At 45.4% G+C, this 22,390-nt stretch carries 20 protein-coding genes; 7 read left to right on the top strand and 13 right to left on the bottom strand.

Features of this window, described 5'->3' with window-relative positions:
- Positions 1 to 407: 407 nt before the first annotated feature.
- Positions 408 to 1,781, top strand: coding sequence for a hypothetical protein (locus GMES_RS21055; RefSeq protein ID WP_006994846.1), 1,374 nt, complete (start codon positions 408 to 410; stop codon positions 1,779 to 1,781).
- 136 nt (positions 1,782 to 1,917) lie between these two features.
- Here the strand turns inward: GMES_RS21055 and gloA are convergent, their stop codons facing one another.
- Both gloA and GMES_RS21045 read right to left on the bottom strand, forming a co-directional pair.
- On the bottom strand, positions 1,918 to 2,466 hold the full coding sequence (gloA, locus tag GMES_RS21050; protein WP_006994845.1) for a lactoylglutathione lyase: 549 nt from the start codon (positions 2,464 to 2,466) through the stop codon (positions 1,918 to 1,920).
- A gap of 118 nt (positions 2,467 to 2,584) precedes the next feature.
- The gene (locus GMES_RS21045; RefSeq protein ID WP_006994844.1) at positions 2,585 to 3,073 is read right to left on the bottom strand and encodes a GNAT family N-acetyltransferase; all 489 of its coding nucleotides are present in this window, start codon (positions 3,071 to 3,073) and stop codon (positions 2,585 to 2,587) included.
- 331 nt (positions 3,074 to 3,404) lie between these two features.
- Between GMES_RS21045 and GMES_RS21040 the strand changes: the two genes are divergently transcribed.
- From GMES_RS21040 to acuI, 3 genes are all read left to right on the top strand, one after another.
- The gene (locus GMES_RS21040; protein ID WP_006994842.1) at positions 3,405 to 4,442 is read left to right on the top strand and encodes a zinc-binding alcohol dehydrogenase family protein; all 1,038 of its coding nucleotides are present in this window, start codon (positions 3,405 to 3,407) and stop codon (positions 4,440 to 4,442) included.
- Between the two features lie 128 nt (positions 4,443 to 4,570).
- Complete coding sequence (acuR, locus tag GMES_RS21035) at positions 4,571 to 5,203, top strand: acrylate utilization transcriptional regulator AcuR (RefSeq protein ID WP_006994841.1); 633 nt, start codon at positions 4,571 to 4,573, stop codon at positions 5,201 to 5,203.
- 57 nt (positions 5,204 to 5,260) lie between these two features.
- Complete coding sequence (acuI, locus tag GMES_RS21030; protein ID WP_006994840.1) at positions 5,261 to 6,298, top strand: acrylyl-CoA reductase (NADPH); 1,038 nt, start codon at positions 5,261 to 5,263, stop codon at positions 6,296 to 6,298.
- Positions 6,299 to 6,366: 68 nt separating this feature from the next.
- Here the strand turns inward: acuI and GMES_RS21025 are convergent, their stop codons facing one another.
- The 8 genes from GMES_RS21025 to GMES_RS20990 all read right to left on the bottom strand — a co-directional run bounded on the left by GMES_RS21025 (position 6,367) and on the right by GMES_RS20990 (position 17,514).
- Entirely contained in the window at positions 6,367 to 8,766 is a 2,400-nt protein-coding gene (locus GMES_RS21025; protein ID WP_039987978.1) for a beta-galactosidase, read from the bottom strand.
- A 78-nt stretch (positions 8,767 to 8,844) separates the two neighbouring features.
- Complete coding sequence (locus GMES_RS21020) at positions 8,845 to 9,987, bottom strand: SMP-30/gluconolactonase/LRE family protein (protein WP_006994838.1); 1,143 nt, start codon at positions 9,985 to 9,987, stop codon at positions 8,845 to 8,847.
- On the bottom strand, positions 9,971 to 12,337 hold the full coding sequence (locus GMES_RS21015) for a beta-galactosidase (RefSeq protein ID WP_006994837.1): 2,367 nt from the start codon (positions 12,335 to 12,337) through the stop codon (positions 9,971 to 9,973). Before GMES_RS21015 ends, GMES_RS21020 begins: the two co-directional genes overlap by 17 nt.
- A complete protein-coding gene (locus GMES_RS21010) occupies positions 12,334 to 13,050 on the bottom strand; it encodes a bifunctional 4-hydroxy-2-oxoglutarate aldolase/2-dehydro-3-deoxy-phosphogluconate aldolase (RefSeq protein ID WP_006994836.1) in 717 nt (238 codons plus the stop codon). Before GMES_RS21010 ends, GMES_RS21015 begins: the two co-directional genes overlap by 4 nt.
- Positions 13,051 to 13,213: 163 nt before the next feature.
- On the bottom strand, positions 13,214 to 14,218 hold the full coding sequence (locus GMES_RS21005) for a sugar kinase (RefSeq protein WP_033186677.1): 1,005 nt from the start codon (positions 14,216 to 14,218) through the stop codon (positions 13,214 to 13,216).
- Positions 14,218 to 15,654, bottom strand: a complete 1,437-nt coding sequence (locus GMES_RS21000) for an MFS transporter (protein ID WP_006994834.1) — start codon at positions 15,652 to 15,654, stop codon at positions 14,218 to 14,220. The genes GMES_RS21005 and GMES_RS21000 overlap by 1 nt, the downstream gene beginning before the upstream one ends.
- 13 nt (positions 15,655 to 15,667) lie before the next feature.
- Entirely contained in the window at positions 15,668 to 16,822 is a 1,155-nt protein-coding gene (locus GMES_RS20995; protein ID WP_006994833.1) for a mandelate racemase/muconate lactonizing enzyme family protein, read from the bottom strand.
- Positions 16,819 to 17,514, bottom strand: coding sequence for a GntR family transcriptional regulator (locus GMES_RS20990; RefSeq protein ID WP_006994832.1), 696 nt, complete (start codon positions 17,512 to 17,514; stop codon positions 16,819 to 16,821). Before GMES_RS20990 ends, GMES_RS20995 begins: the two co-directional genes overlap by 4 nt.
- 304 nt (positions 17,515 to 17,818) lie before the next feature.
- On the opposite strand from GMES_RS20990, the gene xthA reads away from it, so the two are divergent.
- Both xthA and GMES_RS20980 read left to right on the top strand, forming a co-directional pair.
- On the top strand, positions 17,819 to 18,628 hold the full coding sequence (gene xthA, locus GMES_RS20985; protein WP_006994831.1) for an exodeoxyribonuclease III: 810 nt from the start codon (positions 17,819 to 17,821) through the stop codon (positions 18,626 to 18,628).
- Positions 18,629 to 18,642: 14 nt separating this feature from the next.
- On the top strand, positions 18,643 to 19,299 hold the full coding sequence (locus tag GMES_RS20980) for an energy-coupling factor ABC transporter permease (protein ID WP_006994830.1): 657 nt from the start codon (positions 18,643 to 18,645) through the stop codon (positions 19,297 to 19,299).
- A 115-nt stretch (positions 19,300 to 19,414) separates the two neighbouring features.
- Here the strand turns inward: GMES_RS20980 and GMES_RS20975 are convergent, their stop codons facing one another.
- Positions 19,415 to 20,089, bottom strand: a complete 675-nt coding sequence (locus GMES_RS20975; protein ID WP_006994829.1) for a type 1 glutamine amidotransferase domain-containing protein — start codon at positions 20,087 to 20,089, stop codon at positions 19,415 to 19,417.
- Between the two features lie 150 nt (positions 20,090 to 20,239).
- On the opposite strand from GMES_RS20975, the gene GMES_RS20970 reads away from it, so the two are divergent.
- Complete coding sequence (locus GMES_RS20970) at positions 20,240 to 21,124, top strand: LysR family transcriptional regulator (RefSeq protein ID WP_006994828.1); 885 nt, start codon at positions 20,240 to 20,242, stop codon at positions 21,122 to 21,124.
- Between the two features lie 221 nt (positions 21,125 to 21,345).
- Here the strand turns inward: GMES_RS20970 and GMES_RS20965 are convergent, their stop codons facing one another.
- Positions 21,346 to 21,609 carry a hypothetical protein gene (locus tag GMES_RS20965; protein WP_006994827.1) on the bottom strand — a complete coding sequence of 88 codons (264 nt, stop codon included), beginning with the start codon at positions 21,607 to 21,609 and terminating at the stop codon, positions 21,346 to 21,348.
- Between the two features lie 105 nt (positions 21,610 to 21,714).
- The gene (locus GMES_RS20960) at positions 21,715 to 21,987 is read right to left on the bottom strand and encodes a hypothetical protein (protein ID WP_006994826.1); all 273 of its coding nucleotides are present in this window, start codon (positions 21,985 to 21,987) and stop codon (positions 21,715 to 21,717) included.
- Positions 21,988 to 22,390 lie beyond the last annotated feature (403 nt).

The raw sequence follows: 22,390 nt of genomic DNA, 5'->3' as shown, positions 1-22,390 counted from the left end.
GCAAGATCTTATATCTGCAACCGAGGAGTGCAATTTATTACAACTACTTTCATGGATAAATACACTACAAGAGGAAACAAAATCAATTAATTCTATATAATCACCAGCCATCTGCTTAGCCACTTTGCGCAAAACTATCGCCGCAGCGCTACATTATGCAGTCGCGCTGGAGCGACAATAAGTAGCGGTAAAGTCTCTCAGTGATAAGTATTGTTAAAAATCATGATAATAAATACTTGCCGATTATGAATATGAAGATTGTGGAAAAAACGAAAAATCAGGCATACTTATTTTACGCAGCGTTCAAGCTCGCTATTACTCACTCAATAGCTAAATAAGACCCTAGTCATAACCTAGTAAAACGCAGAGTATGAATATCGCAAGCAGCATAGGAGACAAAGATATAAGTGAAGAACATTAAACTGACCCAAGACGAAAACTTGTCCATAAGAGTCGGTTACCAGCTTTTGCCCAGTGATCACCAAAAACTCGACTTGTACTTTTCATTGCCTGATGAAATGGGCATTAGCGCAAAAACGTTAACCGAAGAGCAGTACTTTCACCATAGTATTCAGAACCACAGCGCTTATTATTCCGACCAACTGCACGTGCCTTTGGTGCGCAGCCGTTACATTAGCCAGAAAAAGGGCGAGCAAAGCGATTATCGCTTAAACCTTAATTTGTATTCATACCAAATTCGTACCGCTCTGGACACAGACATAAAACAGACCCTTAAACTAAAAGAGAGCAAAGACTTTTACCCCCAAGCAATTGAGCTTGCTGAACAAACCTCTGGCTTGTTAAAAAAACTAAGGCGCTACACCCCGTCTGATGAAAAGCTTAGGGCGTATTTTGAAAATGCTGATAATTACCTAAGCTGGCAGGTAGAGCAGTCATTTCTAAAGCTGCTATCAAGAGCGCCAAAAAGCTCAGAATACTCCAGTGAAAGAAACTTTCTTTTCGGTTTGTGCCGCCGGGAAAACGAGTACCGTGAAGAAAACCAATACAACTCGCAAACCACCCTCGCCGACCCGAATCGCATTACTAATAAAATGCGCTTGTTACAGCGATTGATAGAATACGGGGTGGTGTTTCAAAAGAAAACCAAGAACCTCAACAGCTATTTAAACCGTATTGTTAAAGGTACCGTGACTGCGATTATTATGGCATTTGTGATGGTGTTAGTGTTAAACGCGCGCACCAACTTCACCGAAGTGACCATTGCGCTCGTAGGCATGTTAGGAGTAATTTACGGTTTACGGGAAATATTCAAAGAAGACATTACGCGTATTATTTGGCGGCGAATTCAAAAAGGTTTGCCGAAGTGGCGGATCATGTACAGTCACAGCGTGAATAAGAGCAAAGTCGCTAATCAAACCATTTGGCTTGAATACATTAGTAACAAGGATTTGCCGCTTAAGGTTGATAAGTTATTTCAAACCCGTCGCCAGCAGAATAAACAAGCAGCGCAGTTACTGCATTTTCGCAGTGAAACCAAGGTCAATGCCAAAAGCTTTCTACCTGGTTATGATGAAATTCAGCAGCAGATCTATTTTAATTTAACCCCGTTTATTCGCTTTCTTAGAAAAGGTGAAGGTCGGCTTTATGCATTAGAGAACAACAAAATCACCAAACAAGCCGTTGAGCGACGCTATCAAATCAACGTGGTATTGATGCACACTGATAAGCAAAAACAACAACACATTCAGCGCTTTAAAATCACTTTGAACCGCTCACACATCATTAATATCGAAGCCATTGAAGTACGCAATAGTGACTAAACGCCTGACATAATCGCTGCCTTTGACTTTTGATACAACTTGCTTTCGCCGTTCAATGCACACCGAGGCATAAGCCAACAGTACCCATAAAACAAAAGAGGACGTGAATATTCACGCCCCTAAGGTATAACACGTTTTATTTTTGCAAATGTACTGCCACAGATCCGCTAACTTTATTGGCATCAAAAATCTCAATCCAATAACCATCAGGGTCTTTTATAAACGCGATCCCCTTCATCGAACCATCATTGGGGCGCTTCTGAAAAGGCACGCCTAAGTCTTCAAAACGCTGGCAAGAGGTTTCAAGATCAGGCACGTGAAAGCCGATATGCCCAAAGCCTTTTGGCTCGCTGTTGCCATTGTGATATTCGGTATTCTCAGGCGTATCATCCCAATTATGAGTAAGCTCAAGCATGGCAGGACGACCGAACGTTTGCGTGGTACGTGCATTGTTGTCTTGGCTGATATCGGAAAAATCATCTCCTGCACTTAAAAAGTACAAACTGAATTTCATTTCAGCGAAATCGAGGCGTTTTAACAACGTCATCCCCATAACCCGGGTATAAAAATCTAACGAGCGCTTTGGATCAGCGATACGCAGCATTGTTTGGTTAAACACATAACCAAGAGTAGTTGGGTCTCTGTCTTCACATAGGCCATCGGCCTTATCAAAATGACGGCTCATAAAAATGTTCCTGAAAAAGTAGTTCGTTCGTGCTTACAGGATGGGGATAACAAATTGAATTAACAATGGGCATCGCCAAGACTCGCCGTAATAAAAAGGCAAATAAAATCAAACAACGCTAAACAAAACGACACATACCTGGGCCGAGTGTTTTACTCGGCCTTTGCATATAATCATAACGCTCATAAAAAGCACTTTTTCCTTGGGCGGCAAGTAACCCAATGGTCGCGCCTTTTTGCGCGCTGGCTTGCAGATATTCTTCGATATTAAGCATGATCAAATGACCTAACCCTTGGCCTTGATACGCCGGTGCCACAATCACATCTTGTATATAAAAATACATCGCGCTGTCGCCTACCACTCGCCCCATGGCGAGTAATATCTTTGATTGACGAATACACACGCAGTACAAGGTATTCTTTAAGCTAAGGGCCGCCATATTTACATCGGTTTCGCCCCACCCTACTTGCTTACGCAAAGCACAAAATTCATCAACCGCAGGGCATTCTGCAATGACCTGATAATGTTCTATTTTCGTGCTTTCTTCCTTCGAGCTTCCTACTTTGGCGCTCTTAAATGCAGCGTCCTCTACTTTAAAACCTGCCACTTGTTAACCTCCTACTTTGAGACTTTTATTTTGACACTGAATATTTATCAACCACTACATCACTTACGCCCTGTCATTTTAAGCATGCCTGTCACTTTACGCTGGGATTGGCTCAACGCTCGCCGGGTCATTGTCAATATTATTTTGAAAATGTTTCATCCAGCCCCTAGTGTTTCTGATTCCCTTATTGCCATAAAGTGAACCCATAAGACAGAAACAAGCATAATTTACTTGCTTTAGCTGTTATATGACGGGTGGTTATCGCCTGTCAGCATTATCAAAAAAATGATGATTAATATTGCGTTAATCACTTTAAGTTGGAGAAACCATTATGTCAGTACCAAGCCAAATAAACGCCATTGGATTTACCGAGTCATTGCCTATCGAAGCAGAAAATAGTCTGTTTTTGTTTACTTTTCCCCTGCCTGTTGTAGGCGAGAACGATTTGTTGGTGCGCGTTATCGCGACATCCATTAACCCTGCTGATGCAAAAAATCGTGCCCGCTCTGCCCTTGAAACACCCCACGAGCAACCTGTCATTCTAGGTTATGACGCCGTAGGTATTATCGAATCTTTGGGCAAAAACGTATCGGGTTTTAACATTGGCGACAAGGTTTATTACGCCGGTGATGTGACCCGTGCAGGCTCCAATTCTGAATATCAAGCTGTTGATTATCGTATCGTTGCCCATGCACCAACCAGCCAATCAGATGCTCAAGCTGCGGTAATGCCACTAGTATCATTGACTGCGTATGAAGCCCTATTCGATCGTTTGCGTGTGTCTCGAACCGAACAGAAAACGCTGTTGATTATTGGCGGAGCTGGCGGTGTTGGCGGTGTTGGCTCAATTGCTATTCAACTTGCTAAGCAGCTAACAAACTTAACAGTGATTGCAACTGCTTCTCGCCCTGAAACCGAAAAATGGGTACGCAATATGGGCGCCGACCACGTAGTGAATCACAGAAACCTATTGGACTCTACGCGTGAAAGTGGTTTTGAACACGTTGACTATATTTTCAATGTGGCGGATACCCAAGGCCACTGGGATGCCATGGTAGAGTTGATAGCACCGCAAGGCATGATCAGCTCGATTGTAGAGGTAGACACGAAACTAGATATTGCGCCTTTGGCGACGAAGTCAGCGGGGTTTGTTTGGGAGTTGATGTTTACCCGCTCCATGTTTAATACCAGTGACATGATCCGCCAGCAAGATATTCTGGCTGAAATAGCGCAACTGCTGGATGAAGGCAGAATAAAAAGCACGTTGACCCAAACCTTTACTGGTTTTGATGTTAATACATTTAAAGAAGCCCACCGCGTGATTGAAAGTGGTAAATCTATCGGCAAATTAGCCATTACATTTGCATAAGTTAACGGTGAAACTTTAATTTAGTATGGCCCGCTTTAAGCGGGCTTGTACCTGCATTTAGACCATCATTTTTGGTACCTGTAAAATAGTCATTGCAATTAATTAGACGATCGGTCTAATATGATAATATGAATATGCAAACAACAAAACCAAGACGCGGCCGCCCCCCCAAAGTCGCCCGTGACAATCACGACACGAAAGCAGAACTGCTGCGTGTTGGCTTAGAGCACCTGACCGAGTTTGGTTTCGCTTCGTCAGGTATTGATACCATTTTAAAGAAAGCTGGGGTGCCTAAAGGCTCGTTTTATCATTACTTCGCCAGCAAAGAAGCCTACGGTGAAAGTCTGATTGCTCATTACGATAGCTACTTTTCACGTAAGCTAGATATGCACCTTCTTGACCAACAACATACTCCTCTGTCGCGTATCGCAAATTTTGTCGATGACGCAGCTATTGGCATGGCGCGCCACGGGTTTAAGCGGGGCTGCTTGGTGGGCAACTTGGGCCAAGAAGTAGACGCCTTACCCTTTAGTTTTCGAGCGCAACTGACGAATGTATTTTTGAATTGGCAGCGCAAGCTAGAAGCTTGTCTCGTTCAAGCGAAAGCCAACGGCGACATAAATCCGAGCGCGGACTGCGGGGCACTGGCTGAGTATTTTTGGATCAGCTGGGAGGGCTCAGTCAGCCGAGCTAAGTTGGTACAGAGCGATAAACCCCTGATGCTTTTTTTGCAGTATTTTTTACAGACTCTGCCCAAATAAGCACTTAGGCTTTTTTTTAGATATTAATAGACGATCGGTCTAAATTGGAGAGATAACATGAATGATGCAACCACTACGCAAAGCAATACAGAAACGAAAGCACAAAACACCTTTAGCGGTATTTTAGTCAACAAAGATGAGCAAGGTTATCGCGCGGCGTTACAGCAGATTGACCAAAGTATGTTACCCGAAGGCGATGTCTCGATTAACGTGTTGTACAGCACATTGAATTACAAAGACGGACTGGCTATTACCGGTAAAAGTCCCGTGGTACGCCAGTTTCCTCTGGTGCCGGGGATTGATCTGGTCGGCGTGGTTGAGCACAGTGACAGCGCGGATTTTAAAGTAGGCGATGTGGTCATTAACAATGGCTTTGGTGTGGGTGAAAAGCACAGCGGCGGCTTGGCGCAAAAAGCCCGCATGAAAAGCGAATGGCTCATCCCCTTGCCCGCTAATTTTAGCCCTAAACAAGCAATGGTCATAGGCACCGCAGGTTACACCGCCATGCTGTGTGTGCTTGCGCTTGAGAAAAACGGCGTTACCCCTGAAAAAGGTGAAGTTCTGGTAACCGGTGCGAACGGCGGTGTAGGCAGTTTTGCTATTTCGATACTGGCAAAACTTGGCTACACGGTAGTAGCTTCAACCGGTCGACTAGATGAAAGCTCTTATCTTAAAGCGCTAGGAGCAAATGAAGTGATCCACCGTGATACGCTATCAGGCCAAGGCAAACCACTGGCCAAAGAGCGCTGGGCTGGGGTCATTGATTCAGTGGGCAGCCACACATTAGCCAATGCCTGCGCCAGCACGAAATACGGCGGCACGGTTGCCGCTTGCGGTTTAGCCCAGGGCATGGACTTTCCCGCCAGTGTTGCACCCTTTATTTTACGTGGTGTGACCTTAGCCGGCATCGATAGCGTAATGCGCCCCATTGAAGACAGAAAAGAAGCATGGCAGCGCTTAAGTGAAATTCTTGAGCCGAGCGTGTTTGATGATATCGCCCAAGAAATCAACTTGGAACAAGTAGTAGAAGCTGCAACTAAGTTACTCGATGGCAAAATTCGCGGGAGAGTGGTAGTGAACGTACAAGGGGAATAGTTGTTTTTAAAAGCAAACCACAAACACCCAATGTTATTGGGCGTTTGTGGTTATCCGCTCAGCCTGTATTAATCGGCCAAGCGTTTTTGATACATGGTGGATGTCACATCTTTGACCGCTTGGATCATATGCGGGTATGGGATATCCGTTACCGTCACAAAGCCGATATTGGCGTTTTCGCCATCAAATGCGCGCCCAGATATGGGCTCATCTATGTATTGAAACCAATGGGCCCCTACCATATACGGCTTGTCTAAAACGCTTTGCATGTAATCTTTGTACATTTGGGCTCTGTCTTGCTGGTTTGCGCCGTGCACAATCCCCGGGTTGTACATGCCTGAATCGGTGGTGCTACCGATATGAAACTCACCAATCACTACGGGTAAGTCGACGTCTTCAAGGAACTTCCAATAGTCTTCTTGCACACCTTCTTCATAAATATTGAAGCTTAGTACGTCAGAGTACTTTAATGAGGCGGTGATGATTTCATCTGGCATACCCCAGTTGGCCATGCGCGCGCCCATATATAAGTGCTCTGGCAGCGCTGCTTCTAAAGTATTGTGTACCACTTTAAAATATTGCTCGCCGAGCATCTCGAGCATTTTTGATAGGTCAGCAATCTGGGTCTCGGTGTGATTGCTTACACTCGCATTCTGTTCAAAGGTTTGCCAGTTATTGAAGTCTGACGACCATGCTGAATTTAATCCTTCGATCGTCTGGTACTTTTGCTGCAAATGAGCCGTAAACGCCTTTTTCGCTGGGCTTTGCTGAGTGTTTTTTGATAGCGCATCAAGGATCACCCCGTAGCGTTGTGAGACTGTACCTTCACGCTCTCCCCAGCTTTTCTCATTATCAATAAAGATACCGGCACACCAAGGTGACGCTTGAATATTTTCGGCGATAGCATCGATCGTGATCTTTGCTCGCTGAGCAAATACGGGATCAAACGGGTCTGGCATCAAGCCCCAATGATTGGTATGACCCGACAGTGTTTGGTAGTCACCGATGATCCAACCATTGGCGAAATAAGGCACTTGCTCTGATTGATAAAACGCCGGGTCTACCCAGTTGCCAAAAGAGGTGAACCCCCAGTCATGCATACGCTGTGCGGTAACGTCATGCCATTTTTTCACGTAGGAAGGATCGCTCCCTGCGCTTACACCATCATCACCGTATCTGCGTTCTAAATTTGCCCGGTAAAAGCTGTAGGTCTCACCGTAAGGAATAGGCCCTTTGTGGGTAGAGCGGCGATAGCTATAATGCTCAGAAAGCTCATCATCATAGCTTGGTAACCACTCAAACATATCGTTGCGCGCCTTTGAAATAACATAGCGTTTTTCTTTTGCGCTTTGGGGGACGGACACAATTCCCATGGAATCTTCCGGGGTAATTTCATCACTGGTGCGCTCGCGAATACTCGGTTGGTCGTAGTCTATTCCGGTTAACGTACTCATGTTTGCCATACGCACGTTAGCTGGCCCATGGGAGAAAAACAGATAGCCCTCTGGGTCAACCATCCACCATTTACCATCGACCTTTTCCGTTCTAAAAAAGCCGGTTGCTTCACGTTTTGGGGCTTTGGTGTAACCACCAAAACGAGAGCGATCTGGCATACCCGATGATTTGGCGAGCTCGGCCAATTCTTCTTGGGCTTGTTGTTTTAGTTGAGCATCTGAATGCACATCTAAGGGAGTGCTTTGTTTGGCGTTTTGCCCGTATTTATCGATTAATCCGACCATTACGTTCGGGTCATGTGCTGGATTCGCGCGCAGGCGCACATCATCCAAAATCACAGATTTGTTTTCTAATATTCCAATGGTGAAAAAGTTTAATGCCGAAACAACATCGTAATTTTGCTCAGCGTTGCGCCAAGAACGCCACACCATCAAGTCATCTTTGCTGGTCCATGGTGGCACATCGCCCCACATGCCGCTGTCGGTTTCTGCTTCGATACCATCGAGGGGGAAATACACTGTGCCTTTATAGCCTTTGGCCAAACTAATTGAGTGGCTTTGCACTTCCCCATTTGGATTTTCTAGCGATAAGTACAAGTGAATCGATTCAGCACTGGTATTTTCCACGTCAAAGGCAATATTGTAGTTTTCATACTGGCTAAGATCCCATGGTTTAGGCGGTTCAACGCGCAATGTAGAGATATTACCGGTTTTCGCAAACTCCACCGCCACTTGCTTGTTGACTAAGCTGTCGCTGCTAGTGATCTGCGTGAGTGATATATCACTTTCATGCAGCCATGAAAGCTGTTGCTGATCGTCAAAATCAATCAAAGATGCAATTCTTTGTTCTTTGGCAAATGCATCAGTTAGGCTGTTTTTGGTCGGTGTATTCTTAGTGGTGCTAGAAGTTTTAGCTAGCCCTTGCTGATCATGGCTACAACCATTGAGCGCAATGGCAAACGCAATAGCACTTAATGCAAAGGATACCTTTTTAGTAAGCTGTGGATTTTTCATCATATTTTTCCGTTAATTTCTGTATTAAATAGGGTGTTTGCGCATAAGTACGTGCGGTTACTCACGCGCCAACAGAGCCTAAGGTTTTAAACTAAAACTAAGTAATTGATGGTGCGCAGTGACAAAGACACGAGTTTGATCTGCGTTGAAAGCCAAATTGGCTGAAATACTTGGCATATGTACTTTTGCTAACAATGTCCCTGACGGGTCGAATAACCAAATGCCACCCGGTCCAGTGGCAAAAACGACCCCGCTGCGGTGCACTTTCAGGCCATCAGGTAAACCATGGCTGGCATCTGATTGTGCCGGCGCTTGGTGAAACGTTTTTCGGTTATACACCCTTCCTTCATCGTCTATTGAATAGGCGTACCATGCAGGTTTATTGGGGTTAGAGGCTGCCACATACAGGGTTTTCTCATCTGGCGACAAGGCAATGCCATTAGGATAAACCAATGTTTTGTCTAGCAGAGTCAACTCACCTTTCGGGCTAAGGGCGTATACCCCTTGAAAGTCCAACTCTTTAGCCAGATCGTCCACTTGCTTAGGCAAACCATAGGGCGGGTCGGTGAAATACAGCGTACCTTTGGCGTGCCCACTCGAACTTAAGACACCGTCGTTTGGGCTGTTTAACATTTGACCTTGATAGTTATTCGCCAGTGTAATGAAGTTATCAGCAGGGAACGTACGTTCGGGCTCAATTGACTTCTGTGATGTTAAGGGCACTGTTGAGTCTGCTTGTCCATCTGTGTGAATGAACACAGAACCACGCCACTTTGCTATTTGACGCGAGCGAGATTGCATAAGAACCAACTCATTTTGCTCGTTGATCAGTAAGCCATTTGAAAAACCACTGTGGGGAATAAATTCACTTACTCCCTGCCCGTCTTTGTAGCGATAGACCTTATGAGTGGGAATATCTGAAAATAACAGTGCTTGGTCTACGATAGACCAAACCGGCCCTTCTACCCATTCAAATCCTGTGGCTAAGGTGCGTATTTTGGCACTTACATCCAAGATGTTTAGCACCTTAGGGTCAAATATTTCAAATTCACCGACACGCACAGGGACATTAAACGTGGCTTTCTGTGCTTCTTCCTCACTTACCGCACTTTGCTCAGACGTGGTCGAAAGCGTATGAGAAACAGTGCATCCGCTTAGCACCATAACCATGATCGCCCTAAGCGCAAGCGCTTGTATTTTTTGTTTATTTAGGCTGTGCATCGCCAAAACGCCTCGTGTAAATGTGTGCGTTAACCGCTTTGGCGGCATCAACTAATGGCTGGTACGGCGTATCTGTGACACTCACAAACCCAACGTTATAGTTTTCACCGTCATATGCCCGGCCAGTTAAAGGCGAGTCAATATATTGAAACCAATGTGCCCCGACAAAATATGGGTTATCAATGACGCTATTGATATATTCTTGGTACTTTTTGCCTCTATCCGCCTGAGAAGCGCCGTGGATAAGGCCAGGGTTGAGCAACCCTGAGTCGAGTGCGCCATTGTGAAACTCGCCAATAATACTCGGCTTGTCGATTTGTGCTAAAAAGCTCCACGCTTGCTCTGTTATGGCTTCTTTATAGTAGTTGTAGCCGACCACGTCAGCGTATTTTGCCGCGGCGTTACGAATTTCATCTGTCATGCCCCAATCAGCAAAACGTGCCCCCATGTACATATGATTCGGCATGGTTTGTTCTACGGCATCGTGTACCACAGCAAAGTACTTTTCTGCGTACAGACTAAGCATGGCGGATAAGTCTTCGATGATAGGGTCATTAAACTTGGTCAGTGTTATGCCTGTGGCGACATCATCCCAGGTTCGAACTTTCGTATTCCATTTTCCGTTTAACCCGGCAATGTCCGAGTACTTGTTCTTTAAATACGCAACGAATTGCGCCTTTGTTGGGCTGTCTTTGGCGTCTACCTCAAGGGTGTGAATAACAATGCCATATTGGCCTTCAATCGAGCCTTCCTGTCCCCAACTTTTTTCATTGTCGATAAACACGCCCACACACCAAGGATTGTTTTGTACCTCTTGGGCAATCTTGGTGGCGGTCACCATTGCTCGCTGTTTGAAAACCGGATCGAAGGGGTCTGGTAATGGGCTCCAGTAGTCATTCCCGCTACTCACGGTTTTGTAATCACCGATGATCCAGCCATTGGCGAAATACGGAATACGATTAAGCTGATAAAAGCTCGGGTCAATCCAGTTGCCAAAGGAAGTAAATCCCCAATCGAGCATTCTGTCTACTGTGGTATCGCGCCACTTGGTCATGAAAACCTTGGGATCGTTACTGGCGTATTTTCGCGCTAAGTTAGCGCTGTAAAAACTGTACGTTTCTCCTTTATCCACGACGCCTGTATGCACTTCTCGTCGATAACCGAAGTGTTCCGCCAAAGGCTCATCTACGCTTGGCAACCAAGTGAACATGTTTGCACGCAGTTCTGAGCTCACATGTCGACTTGGCCAAGCTGCTTTTGGCGCCCTATTTAAGCCAATTGAATCTTCAGGGGTAAAGTCTCCCGGGGCGCGCTGCTTGATAAACTGACTGTCAAAATCATACCCGGTAATAGTAGAGGTGTTAGACATGCGCACGTTGGCGATACCGTTTGAGAAAAACAGGTACCCCTCTGGGTCAACCATGGTCCACTTGCCTTGGTATTTTTCGGTTCGAAAATACCCCGTAGCCGCAAGCTTTGGCCCATTAGCCCAACCGTTAAATTTTGATCGTCCTTGTGGAACCTCGTGGGTGAACGCACTTTGCTCTTTGGCATTGAGTGCCTGCAGCTGTTCAACCGTATCGATTTTATTGGTGAACTCCAGCTTATCGTTCTGACCAAACTCGTCGACTAAACCCACAAGGTAATTTGGGTCTAATTTCTGCGGTTTAATAAGTCGCAGATTATCCACAATCAAGTGTTTGTCTTCTGGCACGCCTCTGACATCAAATTCGATACTTTTAACTTGGCTCAAATCAATTTGCTTAGTGCCATAACGCCAAATCATCGGGGTAAATTCGGTTTCCCAATTGTTAGGGTTAGAGCGGATGCCCGTTTCAATAGACAGGTCAGGGTCGTTCAGCGCCATAAAATAGGTATCACTGGAATTACCAGGTACAACAAAGCTACGATTGTGGGATTGCCCTTCGGCGTCTTTGGCTGACACGTACAAATGGACCGAAGCGCTGCTCGGGTTTTCAATATCGATTGCAAAGGCAAATTTGCCTTCCTGGCTCCAATCCCAGGGGGTGTCAGGGATAAAGCTAAAGCCTGCGCTCTTATGCTCTTTGGAGTGTAAATCGATAGCCAGTTTTTGTTCACCATCACCATCACCATCAATATTAGTATTAATCACACGCGCACCTGCCGCGGTAAGCGTTACGTTTTGCAGGTCTGTCATCCCAGCAAAATCCCATGGCAATTGTTTATGCTGAGCGTGTTTGGCCCCTGAATCACTTGAGGTTGCTACACTGTTGTTTGCAGCTTGGTTGTTGTTACACCCTGCAAGTGCGGTGACTGCCAGTGCGATAGCACTAAGGATAAAGCCCGGGCTTTTTGTCGATGGTTTCATTGTGCCTCCTCAAGTGGGTAGTTTTTTAAAGTTACTACTATGGCTCGTACCTTTGCGGTTAGCGCGTTCGCCTCTTCTTCGGTCTTAACCGGTGATGCAAGAGCACCACCTATGCCAATCCCGGCGGCACCGCTTTGCATCCACTGTTCAAAGTTATGCTCATTGATGCCCCCAACAGGGAAGAAAATCGTATTTAAGAAGGGTCCCTTGGCCAAATCTTTTAAATACCCCGTACCCATGGCGCCAGCGGGAAATAGTTTGACGATATCCGCCTTGGCTTGTGTGGCATTCACCACATCGGTGGGCGTTAACGCGCCCATGACCACGGGCACCTGCAAACTGTGAGCATGGCGCACGACATCAGCGCTGGTATTAGGGGTAACTAAGAACTGCGCCCCTGCTTTTGTGGCTTCATCCACAAGAGCGATGTCGGTAATGGTGCCAGCACCCACCAACATATTCGGGTAATGCGCCCGAGCTTGGGTTATCGCGTTTTGATACCCTGGCGTATTGCTGGTTATTTCGACTGCGCCAACACCCGCATCATTCATGCAGGCAATAATAGGAGGTATGTCAGCAGGGTCAGTTACGCGAATAATCACAACTAACTTTTCATTGATCAGGCGCTGGCGAATACTTTCTCGGGTGACGGGGTTTGGTCCCTTTGCTGCTGGGATTGATTCAACCGTTTGGCTGTCGTGTAGCGTTGCCATGTTCGTTCTCACTTAGACTTAATTTGGATTAAAAATTGTTGTTTTTTATGTCAGATACTGTTTCAGTTTCTTTTGCTACTGTGTCGTATTCACGAATGCCACATTAGTGGGGGCCACATTAATGGGAGCCACGTTAATGGAAGACGCATCAACGGCAGTCGCACTAGCGAATAATGTGGCCAGAGATATTCCCCTCAGCCACCGCCATAATTTCAGCTTCATTTAACCAGTTTTGATCGCCATAGCAGGTATGCGACAAAGCGAACGCGGCATTGGCAAACTGCACGATTTTGTCTTTTTCCCAGCATTGCTGGATACCATGGAGTATGCCTGCGGCGAATGCATCCCCTGTACCTAATCTGTCGAGAATATCCACTGTTAAATCTGTTGAGGCAGTCACGTCAGCGCCGTGTATATAAAAACCGCGCAAAGTATTTTGATTGGCACTGTGGTGAACACGTTGGGTAATGGCGGCATCGACGCCGAATTGCTCGAGCAGATAAACCCCAATTTCTTGGGCGGCTGTTACGCTGTCGTTTGACTTGGGCGTAAAGTCGAATACGTCTTGCATCACACCTGCGTTACCAAATGCCAATGTACTGTGGGCGAGAATTTGGCTGAAGTAGTCCCGCGCCACACTGCTGTCGCGCCATAAACTGCGACGATAATTCAAGTCAAAACTCACGGTTAAGCCCATTTCTCGAGCAATTTTTACCGCTTTTATACTTTCAAAAGCACATTGCTCAGATAAAGCGGGCAATATGCCGCTTAAGTGAAAGTGCTGTTTTGACGCGAAGATTTGCGGCCAATCAAATTCCTTTTCGTTGATTTGAGCAATGGCAGAATAGGCCCTGTCGTACACCACTCTTGAGGGGCGAATTGAACTGCCTAGCTCGATAAAGTAGGTACCGATCCTTTCACCGCCGCGTAGCATGTGCTGTGTGCTAATGCCATATTGATTCAAGCTCGCAATAGCGTGGTCGGCTAACGGATTACTCGGTAATTTGCTCACGAAGTGACACTGGTGACCCAGGCGCGCGAGTGAACTGGCCACATTGCTTTCTGCACCAGCGAAATCAACACTGAGCTTTTTTGCCACGATCAACTGCTGCTGAGGCATGGACGGGGTTAGCCTTAACATTAGCTCGCCAAAAAATACGCTACTCACTATGCGCCTCCAGTTGAAGTTGAAGTTGAAGTTGAAGTTGAACTTGTGTTCGCATCATGGGTAACAGGCAGTACTACGCCGTTTTCGTCGATGTCAGGCACTTGAATTTGCTCTACTTTGCCAACCAAAAATATATAAGAGCACAAACCGATTAACGCCAAGCATGCCACGAGCACCAAGGCGGGTTTAAAATCGCCGTCTTTCGCTAGGTAACCTATCGCAATGGGCACAGTGACCGCCGACAAACCGCCAATAAAGTTAAAGCAACCGCCCACAAGCCCGACCATATGTTTAGGGGCGATAAGCGACACAAATACCCAATTTATGGATGCCAAGCCGTTACCGAAAAACGTAACGGATAAGAAAAACGTGACCCACTGGGTGCTTTCAACATAGTTGGCAAAAATAACCGAACTGGATAGCAGCAGGCCTAATATGATTGGGGTTTTACGGGCAACCTCGTTCGATACGCCTTTGCGCACTAACCAGTCGGACACGAAGCCTGAAAGCAATACGCCACAAAATGCAGCTAAAAATGGAATCGATGCCACGAAGCCAGTATTTAACTCACTTAACCCACGATACTCAGCCAAATAGGTTGGAAACCAAGTCAAAAAGAAAATGAGCGTGCCACCTAAACAAAATTGTCCGATGTAAATGCCCCATAATTTGCGATTGGAAAAGGCGATCTTAAGGTTATTCCAATTGGCGGTCGCTTGAGCCTGAGACGCAATAGGGGTGGTGTTTTGCTCGTCATTGGAAGGTGCTGAATGACGGCTCAACTGCGCATTTACATCTGGTTTATTGCCATTAGCTGCAGGTGTTTCGTCTTGCGTAACCGGATCGCGATAAAGCAAATACCACACGCCAGCCCAGATGATGCCAATACCGCCAGAGATAAAAAACAGACCACGCCAGCCAAACCACTGCTGAATAATCGCCAGCACAGGCATCAAGAACGCCAAACCGATAAATTGGCCAGAGGTATAGACCGCTATCGCCCCTGCTCGCTCTTGTTCCGCAAACCACTGGGTCACTATTTTATTGTTCGCCGGATAAGAAGGAGCTTCAAAAAAGCCGATGGCCATTCGACAACCCACTACAGCAGAGAAGCTACTGAGCAGCCCCTGCACTATGGTTGCCGCTGACCATGCAACTAAAATAAACGGATACAGCAAGCGAATACGCACGGAATCGACTAACATGCCGCCAGGAATTTGCATGATGGAATAGGTCCACGCAAATGCAGAGAAAATGATCCCCATTTGCACTTTGCTGAGTTCCAAATCATCAGAGATAGCTTGGGCGGCAACGGATATATTGGTGCGATCCATGTAGTTGATCACCACACTTAAAAAAATCAGCGCCAATACGCCAAATTTACTTTTGCTTTTGCTGGAAACTGAAGGGCTTTTTACCTGCTGTGTTGTTGTCATTTTATCTACTCGCTTACCAGTTGGTGTATGAGCCGTCAGGCTTGATTAAACGAGGTGGCTCCCAGAATTTGAATGCATCTTTAGGAATAGCCGACTCGTTCACATCAATGCCCAGACCAGGGCGATTGCTCACCTCAAACGTATTGCTTGATACCTTAGGGCGATGGCTAAAAATCTCGTCGTACATGTCCAGCTCCCCATCGTAAGGGGCAATTTCTAGCCAACTTAGATTGGCCAGCGCAGCGCAATAATGCACGGATGCGGCAGTGCATATAGGGCTAAGGGGATTGTGCGGCATCATGTCTATGTAGCGGGTTTCGCACATAGCCGCGATCTTCATGGCTTCACTAAAGCCCCCTGCATTGCAAATATCGATACGTGCAAAGTTGGTTAAGGCTGAGTCTACATGAGGTGCAAAGTCCCATTTGCTCGAGAACTCTTCACCGATGGCAAAGGGTACGTCGACCAAGGTCCGCAAATTTTGGTAGCTGACCAAAGACTGGTCTCGAATTGGCTCTTCGATGAAATCCAACGTGCCCGTGGGCATACGCTGACAAAATGACGCGGTTTCAGCCACGGTTAACCTGTGGTGATAATCAATACCTAATACGGTTTCATTGCCCAATACTTCACGGGCTTTACTCAACCAAGTAGCGGCCTTGGCGATAGATTTTCGTGCATCGAAGACCTCGGTTTTATCAGTACAACCATGTTCACCTGTGGTAGCGCGAATAGCCTGCCAACCTTGTTCCTTAAGCTGGGCAACGTGCTCAACAAATTCATCGCCAAAGTCCAACGTAGAGGTAACAAATAACGGTATTCGCTGACGTTGCTTGCCCCCTAGCAATTGATAGACAGGCACATTAAGGTATTTGCCGCACACGTCATGTAAGGCAATATCGATAGCGGATATTGCCGCCGCTAACACTCTGCCCCCTTCAAAATACTGGCTACGATACATCTCTTGCCACAAAGCATTAATATTGAGTGCATCTTGACCGATTAAAAAGCGCTTAAAGTGTTCTATAGCACCTATGACGGCTTGTTCGCGCCCTGATAAGCCGGACTCTCCCCAGCCATAAATACCTTGATCGGTTTCGACTTTCACTAAACAAACATTGCGAAAGCCCAGCCAAAAACCGTAGGTTTTGATGTCGGTAATTTTCATGCTGATAACTCGCTTAGCTGTTCGGTGATCACGCTTGACCAATATTCACCACCACTGATCACATGCTTGGTTAGCGCACGAACGGCTGATTCATCGTCTCGTGCGTTGAGCAAATACAAAATATGATCGTGCTCTTTTAACGTGGCGTTAAAGCGCTCTTGGCAGACAGGTAAATCACCGTGTAAGGCTTGTAAAATAAGCTTTTTGTTTTTCCATAAACGCAGTGCACTAGCGTTATAGTGATGACGATACATCTCCCAATGAAATGCAGTATCAAGGTCGCGCAGACCGGCGGAGTCTGTGACAGCAAGGGATTTAAGCTGGGCTTGTATCTCTGCTAATCGAGTAAGGCTTTCCTGTGAACAATGGTTGGCATACCATGACAAAAAATACGGCTCTAGCAATTGTAATATTTCAAACACTTCCCGCATGGTGGCGTATTCAAAGGCTGCCACTCTGGCACCACTGTTTTTCTGCGAAGTGACAAACCCCTCTCCTTCGAGTTGCTTGAGTGCCTCGCGTACAGGGTTAATGCTGGTGTCGTAATAGCTTGCTAGCTGCGTAGTGCCTAACCGGTCACCACTAACGAGTTTCCCCATGGCTATGTCAGCTAGTATTCGATTATAAATGCTCTGTTCACCTTGCAATAAAATGCGCATACCAAGGTTTAATTCAGGTGCTAGTTCGTTCATGCAAAATCCAAATTACACATAAAATTCAGGAAAAGTGGTTACGAATATCTCAAACTCGCTTTTCTTTATCGTGATTACACATTCTACAAGTTTCCTCATATTGTCAACAATTAACTTTATATTCATTAACAATAACAGTACAGAGGAAGAGGAAAAAATAAATCAATTCGCATAGTAGGTAAGGCGGCTCACGGAGCGATGGGATACACAAATAGTCCGCTTTAGAGGGATTAATTAATGGAATAAGCGCACTAGGGTCTGATAAGATAAAGCCCGTTTTAGCGAAATGAATAATTGGCTTTTTATGAAAATAATTTCTTTTAACATCAATGGCATACGTGCCCGCCTTCATCAACTTCAGGCATTAATCGACAAACACCAGCCTGATATTATCGGCTTACAAGAAATCAAAGTGCACAACGATATGTTCCCTGTAGCAGACGTAGAAGCCATGGGCTACAAGGTCTATTTTCATGGTCAAAAAGCACATTACGGTGTGGCGATGCTATGCAAAAAAGAGCCGACAGATGTCCAGTATGGCTTTCCGACGGATGATGAAGATGCTCAGCGCCGTATGATCATGGTCAGCTACCCAATGCCTAACGGTGAAACCGTACGCGTGCTAAACGGTTACTTCCCCCAAGGTGAAAACCGTTCACATGAAACTAAATTTCCTGCCAAGCGCAAGTATTACGAAGATTTATCAACTTATTTAAATACTCATCACACGCCTGACGACAACGTCATCGTGATGGGTGATGTGAATATTTCCCACACAGATTTAGACATAGGTATTGGCGAGCCAAACCGAAAACGTTGGTTACAAACCGGTAAATGTAGCTTCTTGCCGGAAGAGCGCGTGTGGCTAAACGACTTGATTGATTGGGGCTTTACTGATGGCTTTCGTACCTTAAATCCAGAAACCAACGAGCACTTCAGTTGGTTTGATTATCGCTCTAAAGGCTTTTTAGACAATCGTGGGTTACGTATTGACCTTATTCTGGCCACCAAAAAATTACACGAATCGCTAAGCGATGCGGGTATAGATTACGAATTACGTGGTATAGATAAGCCGTCTGATCACGCGCCTATTTGGGCTGAATTCAAAGCTTAGGTGAGGAATAAAGAGTGCTAGATTACACCACCAATATCCAGTACCTCGCATGGGTGGGATATGCAGTCTGTTTAATGGCCGTTGTACGTTTTTTGCCGTTGAGCAGTTTAGTTAAAGATAAGAAGGTCCAGCACTTGGTTTTCGGGTGTGCTGCCAGTGTATTTTTTCTGTGGATATTTCAAACGGGTATTTATCCTGGCCTGCAGGTGCATTTTTTATGGTTAACCGCATTGATGCTAGTACTTGGTTTTCGTTGGGCCGTGGTTAGTTCTTTTTTAGCCTTGCTCGGCGTGACCTTAGTGGGAGAAGAAAGCTGGCGCATGTTTGGGGTAAATGGCCTGCTTGGCGTGCTTGCGCCGTTAGGCTTGAGTTATTTGATTTATAGCTTTGTTTTCCACAAATTATCGCGTCATGTGTTCGTGTACATTTTTTTATGTGCATTTTTACCGGGCGCATTAATGATGGCATTTAAGATGTACTTATTAGGCGGGTACTTTTATCTCGATGGGCAATATGATTGGCACACCATTCATGATAATTACTTAGTACTGATTTGGCTGCTGTTGTTTCCTGAGGGGATGCTAAACGGTATGACCATGACGCTAATGGTTATTTACAAACCCCATTGGGCCTATACGTTTTACGAAAAATTCTATATTCATAATAAATAGCTGTTTGCCTCAGCAAGTTACTTTGGGGCGACATTGAGGTAGATAGAAAAACGCCACTACATGACAATGTAGTGGCGTTTTTTATAGCAAAGTGCAGCTAACTAAAGTGTTATTTTTACTGCCCTAAACGCTCAACCATGGCTTTGCCGACAGCACCGGCTGATGCTGGGTTTTGCCCAGTAATTACACGGTCTTGCTTAACCACATATTCACCCCATGGAGCGATTTTGGCGTACTGCCCGGCGCGTCTTGTTAGCGCTTCTTCCAACAAGAAGGGAATTTTATTGATGGTGTCATACTCAACTTCTTCTTCGCGGGTAAAGCCTGTCACCATGATGTCTTCAATCAAGTATTTACCATTGGATAATTTGATAGGCAATAAGCCTGCTGGGCCGTGACACACAGCGCCAACAACCGCCCCCGCTTCAAAGATAGACGCGGTTAGCTTAGCCACATTTTCATCATCCGCTAAATCAGACAGTAAACCGAAGCCACCAGGATAGAATACCGCGTCGTAGTCAGCTGGGTTTACGTCACTGGCTTTTTTAGTGTTAGCTAACTTGTTAGCTAAATCTTCGCTTTTGAATACATCGCTGTTAATTTTGTCATCTTCCATATCTACACCGTAGACAGGAGCTTCGCCGCCTTTAATCGACACCAAATCATAGCGATATCCGGCTTCAAGAAAGGCGTGTAGTGCATGGGTCAGCTCAGGAGAAAACGTGCCGTTTGCTTCGTCGGTCGTTCCTAGCGTGGCATGGTTGGTCAAAATAATAAGTACATTTTTCATTGGTAACTCCTAGCGTTGTAATGAATTAGTTTTTACGATGAAAAGAGTGTAGCCCTTTGGCATATATTTGATAATCCCGATAATTGACAAATCATTATTGCAAATATGCAATAATGATTTTTATCTAAATCGTATCTTTAGCAGGATTATATGAACATAAGCTTTAATGGGATCATCGAGTTTGTAGCAGTGGCTGAAACCCACGGTTTTTCAGCCGCCGCGCGCAAGTTAGGCGTGAATGTGTCCCACATCAGTCGCAAAGTAGCGGCCTTAGAAAAAGAACTTGGTGTCAGTTTGCTGGCCCGTAGTACTCGAACGGTGCGCTTGACCGATGCCGGTCAGGCGTATTTTGCTCGTTGCCAAGAATTGGTGTATGGCTTACAAGAAGCCAACGAGACCGTACTAGACAAACAAGTTGAGTTAAGCGGTGTGTTGAAGGTCTCTGCGGCGGGCGAATTTGCGGAGCAACACATTGCCCCGTTACTGATCGAATTCGGCCAATTACACCCTAAGCTCACTATTGAAATGGATTTTAATTCGCAAATGGTCAATTTTGTTGATGATGCATTTGATTTCTCCATTCGCTATGGCCCCATGAAAGACTCTAGCTTAATTGCACGCAAGCTGACCAACCGCTCATTAGTCGCAGCCGCCAGTGAGCACTATCTCGACGCTAACGGCACACCCGCCCACCCAAAAGATCTCACTTCCCATCAATGCTTGATGACCAATAACTCGACATGGTTTTTCGACAATCAGGGCAAACCACTTGAAGTAAAATTAGACCCAAGATGTCGCTCTAATAGCGTTCGCAGTGTGGTGCTCGCATGTGAAAGGGGTTTGGGCATCGCCTATCTGCCACGCTCAAGTTTTGGGAATGCACTGAAAGGTGGTTCGGTGGTTCCTGTGTTGGAGCCCTTCTGGAATCGTGAAATAGCCACCTGGATTGTGTACGCAAACCGGAATTTTTTGCCTGCAAAGGCGCGTCTTGCAATCAACTTCTTATTAGAAAAATTCGAGCACTGGCAAGAATAATCCCGCTTGGAACTGCATAACACTCAAGAGAATACTCCATGAGAAAACTCTACGAGAACATTCCAAGAGGGAGTTATACCCACATTAAGCTGTAGCAGTGTGATTACCAAGGGATACTGACGGTATAAGTACCAAGCGATTAGCAGTAATTGGTTTCGTTGTCTTTGAACGACGTTCTCAATGAGCGAAGCGAATGTGGTTTACGGTTTAGTTATAAGCCATTAATCCGATCCATTGAACACTTCGAAGTTTGACAAAGATTTTTGAGTACCTCCACCAAACTGACCACTACTTGGTGGCTCATTGTCTTTCTCGATGTTGCGGATAAAAAGCAAAATGACTACAGCCCCAATGATGGGAAAAATAAGTACGAATAGGATTTGTAATACTTTTTGGGCTTTCTCAAGAAGGCCGCATTTTACTACTCGATAAATGACATAGATATTGAAAACAAGTACCAATAATAATGACACTTCTAATAACATTAGTCCTAGTTCCCCAATGGCAAATAACGCCCAAATAACAGGCTAAGTAATGGTTGGCTAAAATTGTGAGCGAAGCGAAACGTAGCCAACTGTTACGTGTCCTTGTTAGGTGTTTGGCACATGCTTGAATAATATTTCTTCATCTGCAATCTCAAAAGCACCCAATATCTCGTCCCAAAGTTGATCAAAAACAAAATCTTCCGAGGACATTTCTTCTGACTCAGAGCTGAGCCGCACATTTATGTCAGGCCCAGTCAAGCTCCACTTGACCGAGACAGACTGCTCGAAACGAACCTGCATGCCATCAATGACTTCTTTCATGGATTCTTCAATGTCACGCAGTTCACAGCCTGAGACTATATATTGCTGAGAATTCATTTTTGACACCTAACGCTTTGAATATGGGGATTTTAAGAGCGTTTTGGCCGAAGGCCAGCGAATAAAGTTCCCAGTGAGTTTACGAACAACATAATTCATTTGTTAGTGTTCTTTGCCTTTACTAGGAACTTCATTGCTCCGTAGTGTACGAATGGTAAAGCTACATAAGCTAACAAAATCGCATCGAATAAGAAAAACCCAAATAATAAAACGGACTTTTCTTCTCTATTACACAGATCACGCGATAAAACTTCAAAGCAGACACCATTTGGTAATACCAATATATAAATAAGTACTGCAAAGAGAGCAAAAGCTATTAGTAATCTTTTAAGCAACAAAGTAAACAAAGAACAACAAAGTAATGACACCCATGATAAAAATGGTCAATTTTCAGGGCTAAACT

Source organism: Paraglaciecola mesophila KMM 241 (assembly GCF_000315015.1).
GTDB lineage: Bacteria > Pseudomonadota > Gammaproteobacteria > Enterobacterales > Alteromonadaceae > Paraglaciecola > Paraglaciecola mesophila.
The sequence above is the reverse complement of the archived record's forward strand: the minus strand, read 5'-3'. Positions and strand labels throughout refer to the sequence as shown.

Bases quoted from the DNA above. Each gene is read 5' to 3' on its own strand.
- gloA (WP_006994845.1), bottom strand. From the start codon at position 2,466: ATGAGCCGTCATTTTGATAAGGCCGATGGCCTATGTGAAGACAGAGAC.
- GMES_RS21040 (WP_006994842.1), top strand. From the start codon at position 3,405: ATGTCAGTACCAAGCCAAATAAACGCCATTGGATTTACCGAGTCATTG.
- acuR (WP_006994841.1), top strand. From the start codon at position 4,571: ATGAATATGCAAACAACAAAACCAAGACGCGGCCGCCCCCCCAAAGTC.
- acuI (WP_006994840.1), top strand. From the start codon at position 5,261: ATGAATGATGCAACCACTACGCAAAGCAATACAGAAACGAAAGCACAA.
- GMES_RS21025 (WP_039987978.1), bottom strand. From the start codon at position 8,766: ATGAAAAATCCACAGCTTACTAAAAAGGTATCCTTTGCATTAAGTGCT.
- GMES_RS21020 (WP_006994838.1), bottom strand. From the start codon at position 9,987: ATGCACAGCCTAAATAAACAAAAAATACAAGCGCTTGCGCTTAGGGCG.
- GMES_RS21015 (WP_006994837.1), bottom strand. From the start codon at position 12,337: ATGAAACCATCGACAAAAAGCCCGGGCTTTATCCTTAGTGCTATCGCA.
- GMES_RS21010 (WP_006994836.1), bottom strand. From the start codon at position 13,050: ATGGCAACGCTACACGACAGCCAAACGGTTGAATCAATCCCAGCAGCA.
- GMES_RS21000 (WP_006994834.1), bottom strand. From the start codon at position 15,654: ATGACAACAACACAGCAGGTAAAAAGCCCTTCAGTTTCCAGCAAAAGC.
- GMES_RS20995 (WP_006994833.1), bottom strand. From the start codon at position 16,822: ATGAAAATTACCGACATCAAAACCTACGGTTTTTGGCTGGGCTTTCGC.
- GMES_RS20990 (WP_006994832.1), bottom strand. From the start codon at position 17,514: ATGAACGAACTAGCACCTGAATTAAACCTTGGTATGCGCATTTTATTG.
- xthA (WP_006994831.1), top strand. From the start codon at position 17,819: ATGAAAATAATTTCTTTTAACATCAATGGCATACGTGCCCGCCTTCAT.
- GMES_RS20975 (WP_006994829.1), bottom strand. From the start codon at position 20,089: ATGAAAAATGTACTTATTATTTTGACCAACCATGCCACGCTAGGAACG.
- GMES_RS20970 (WP_006994828.1), top strand. From the start codon at position 20,240: ATGAACATAAGCTTTAATGGGATCATCGAGTTTGTAGCAGTGGCTGAA.
- GMES_RS20965 (WP_006994827.1), bottom strand. From the start codon at position 21,609: ATGTTATTAGAAGTGTCATTATTATTGGTACTTGTTTTCAATATCTAT.
- GMES_RS20960 (WP_006994826.1), bottom strand. From the start codon at position 21,987: ATGAATTCTCAGCAATATATAGTCTCAGGCTGTGAACTGCGTGACATT.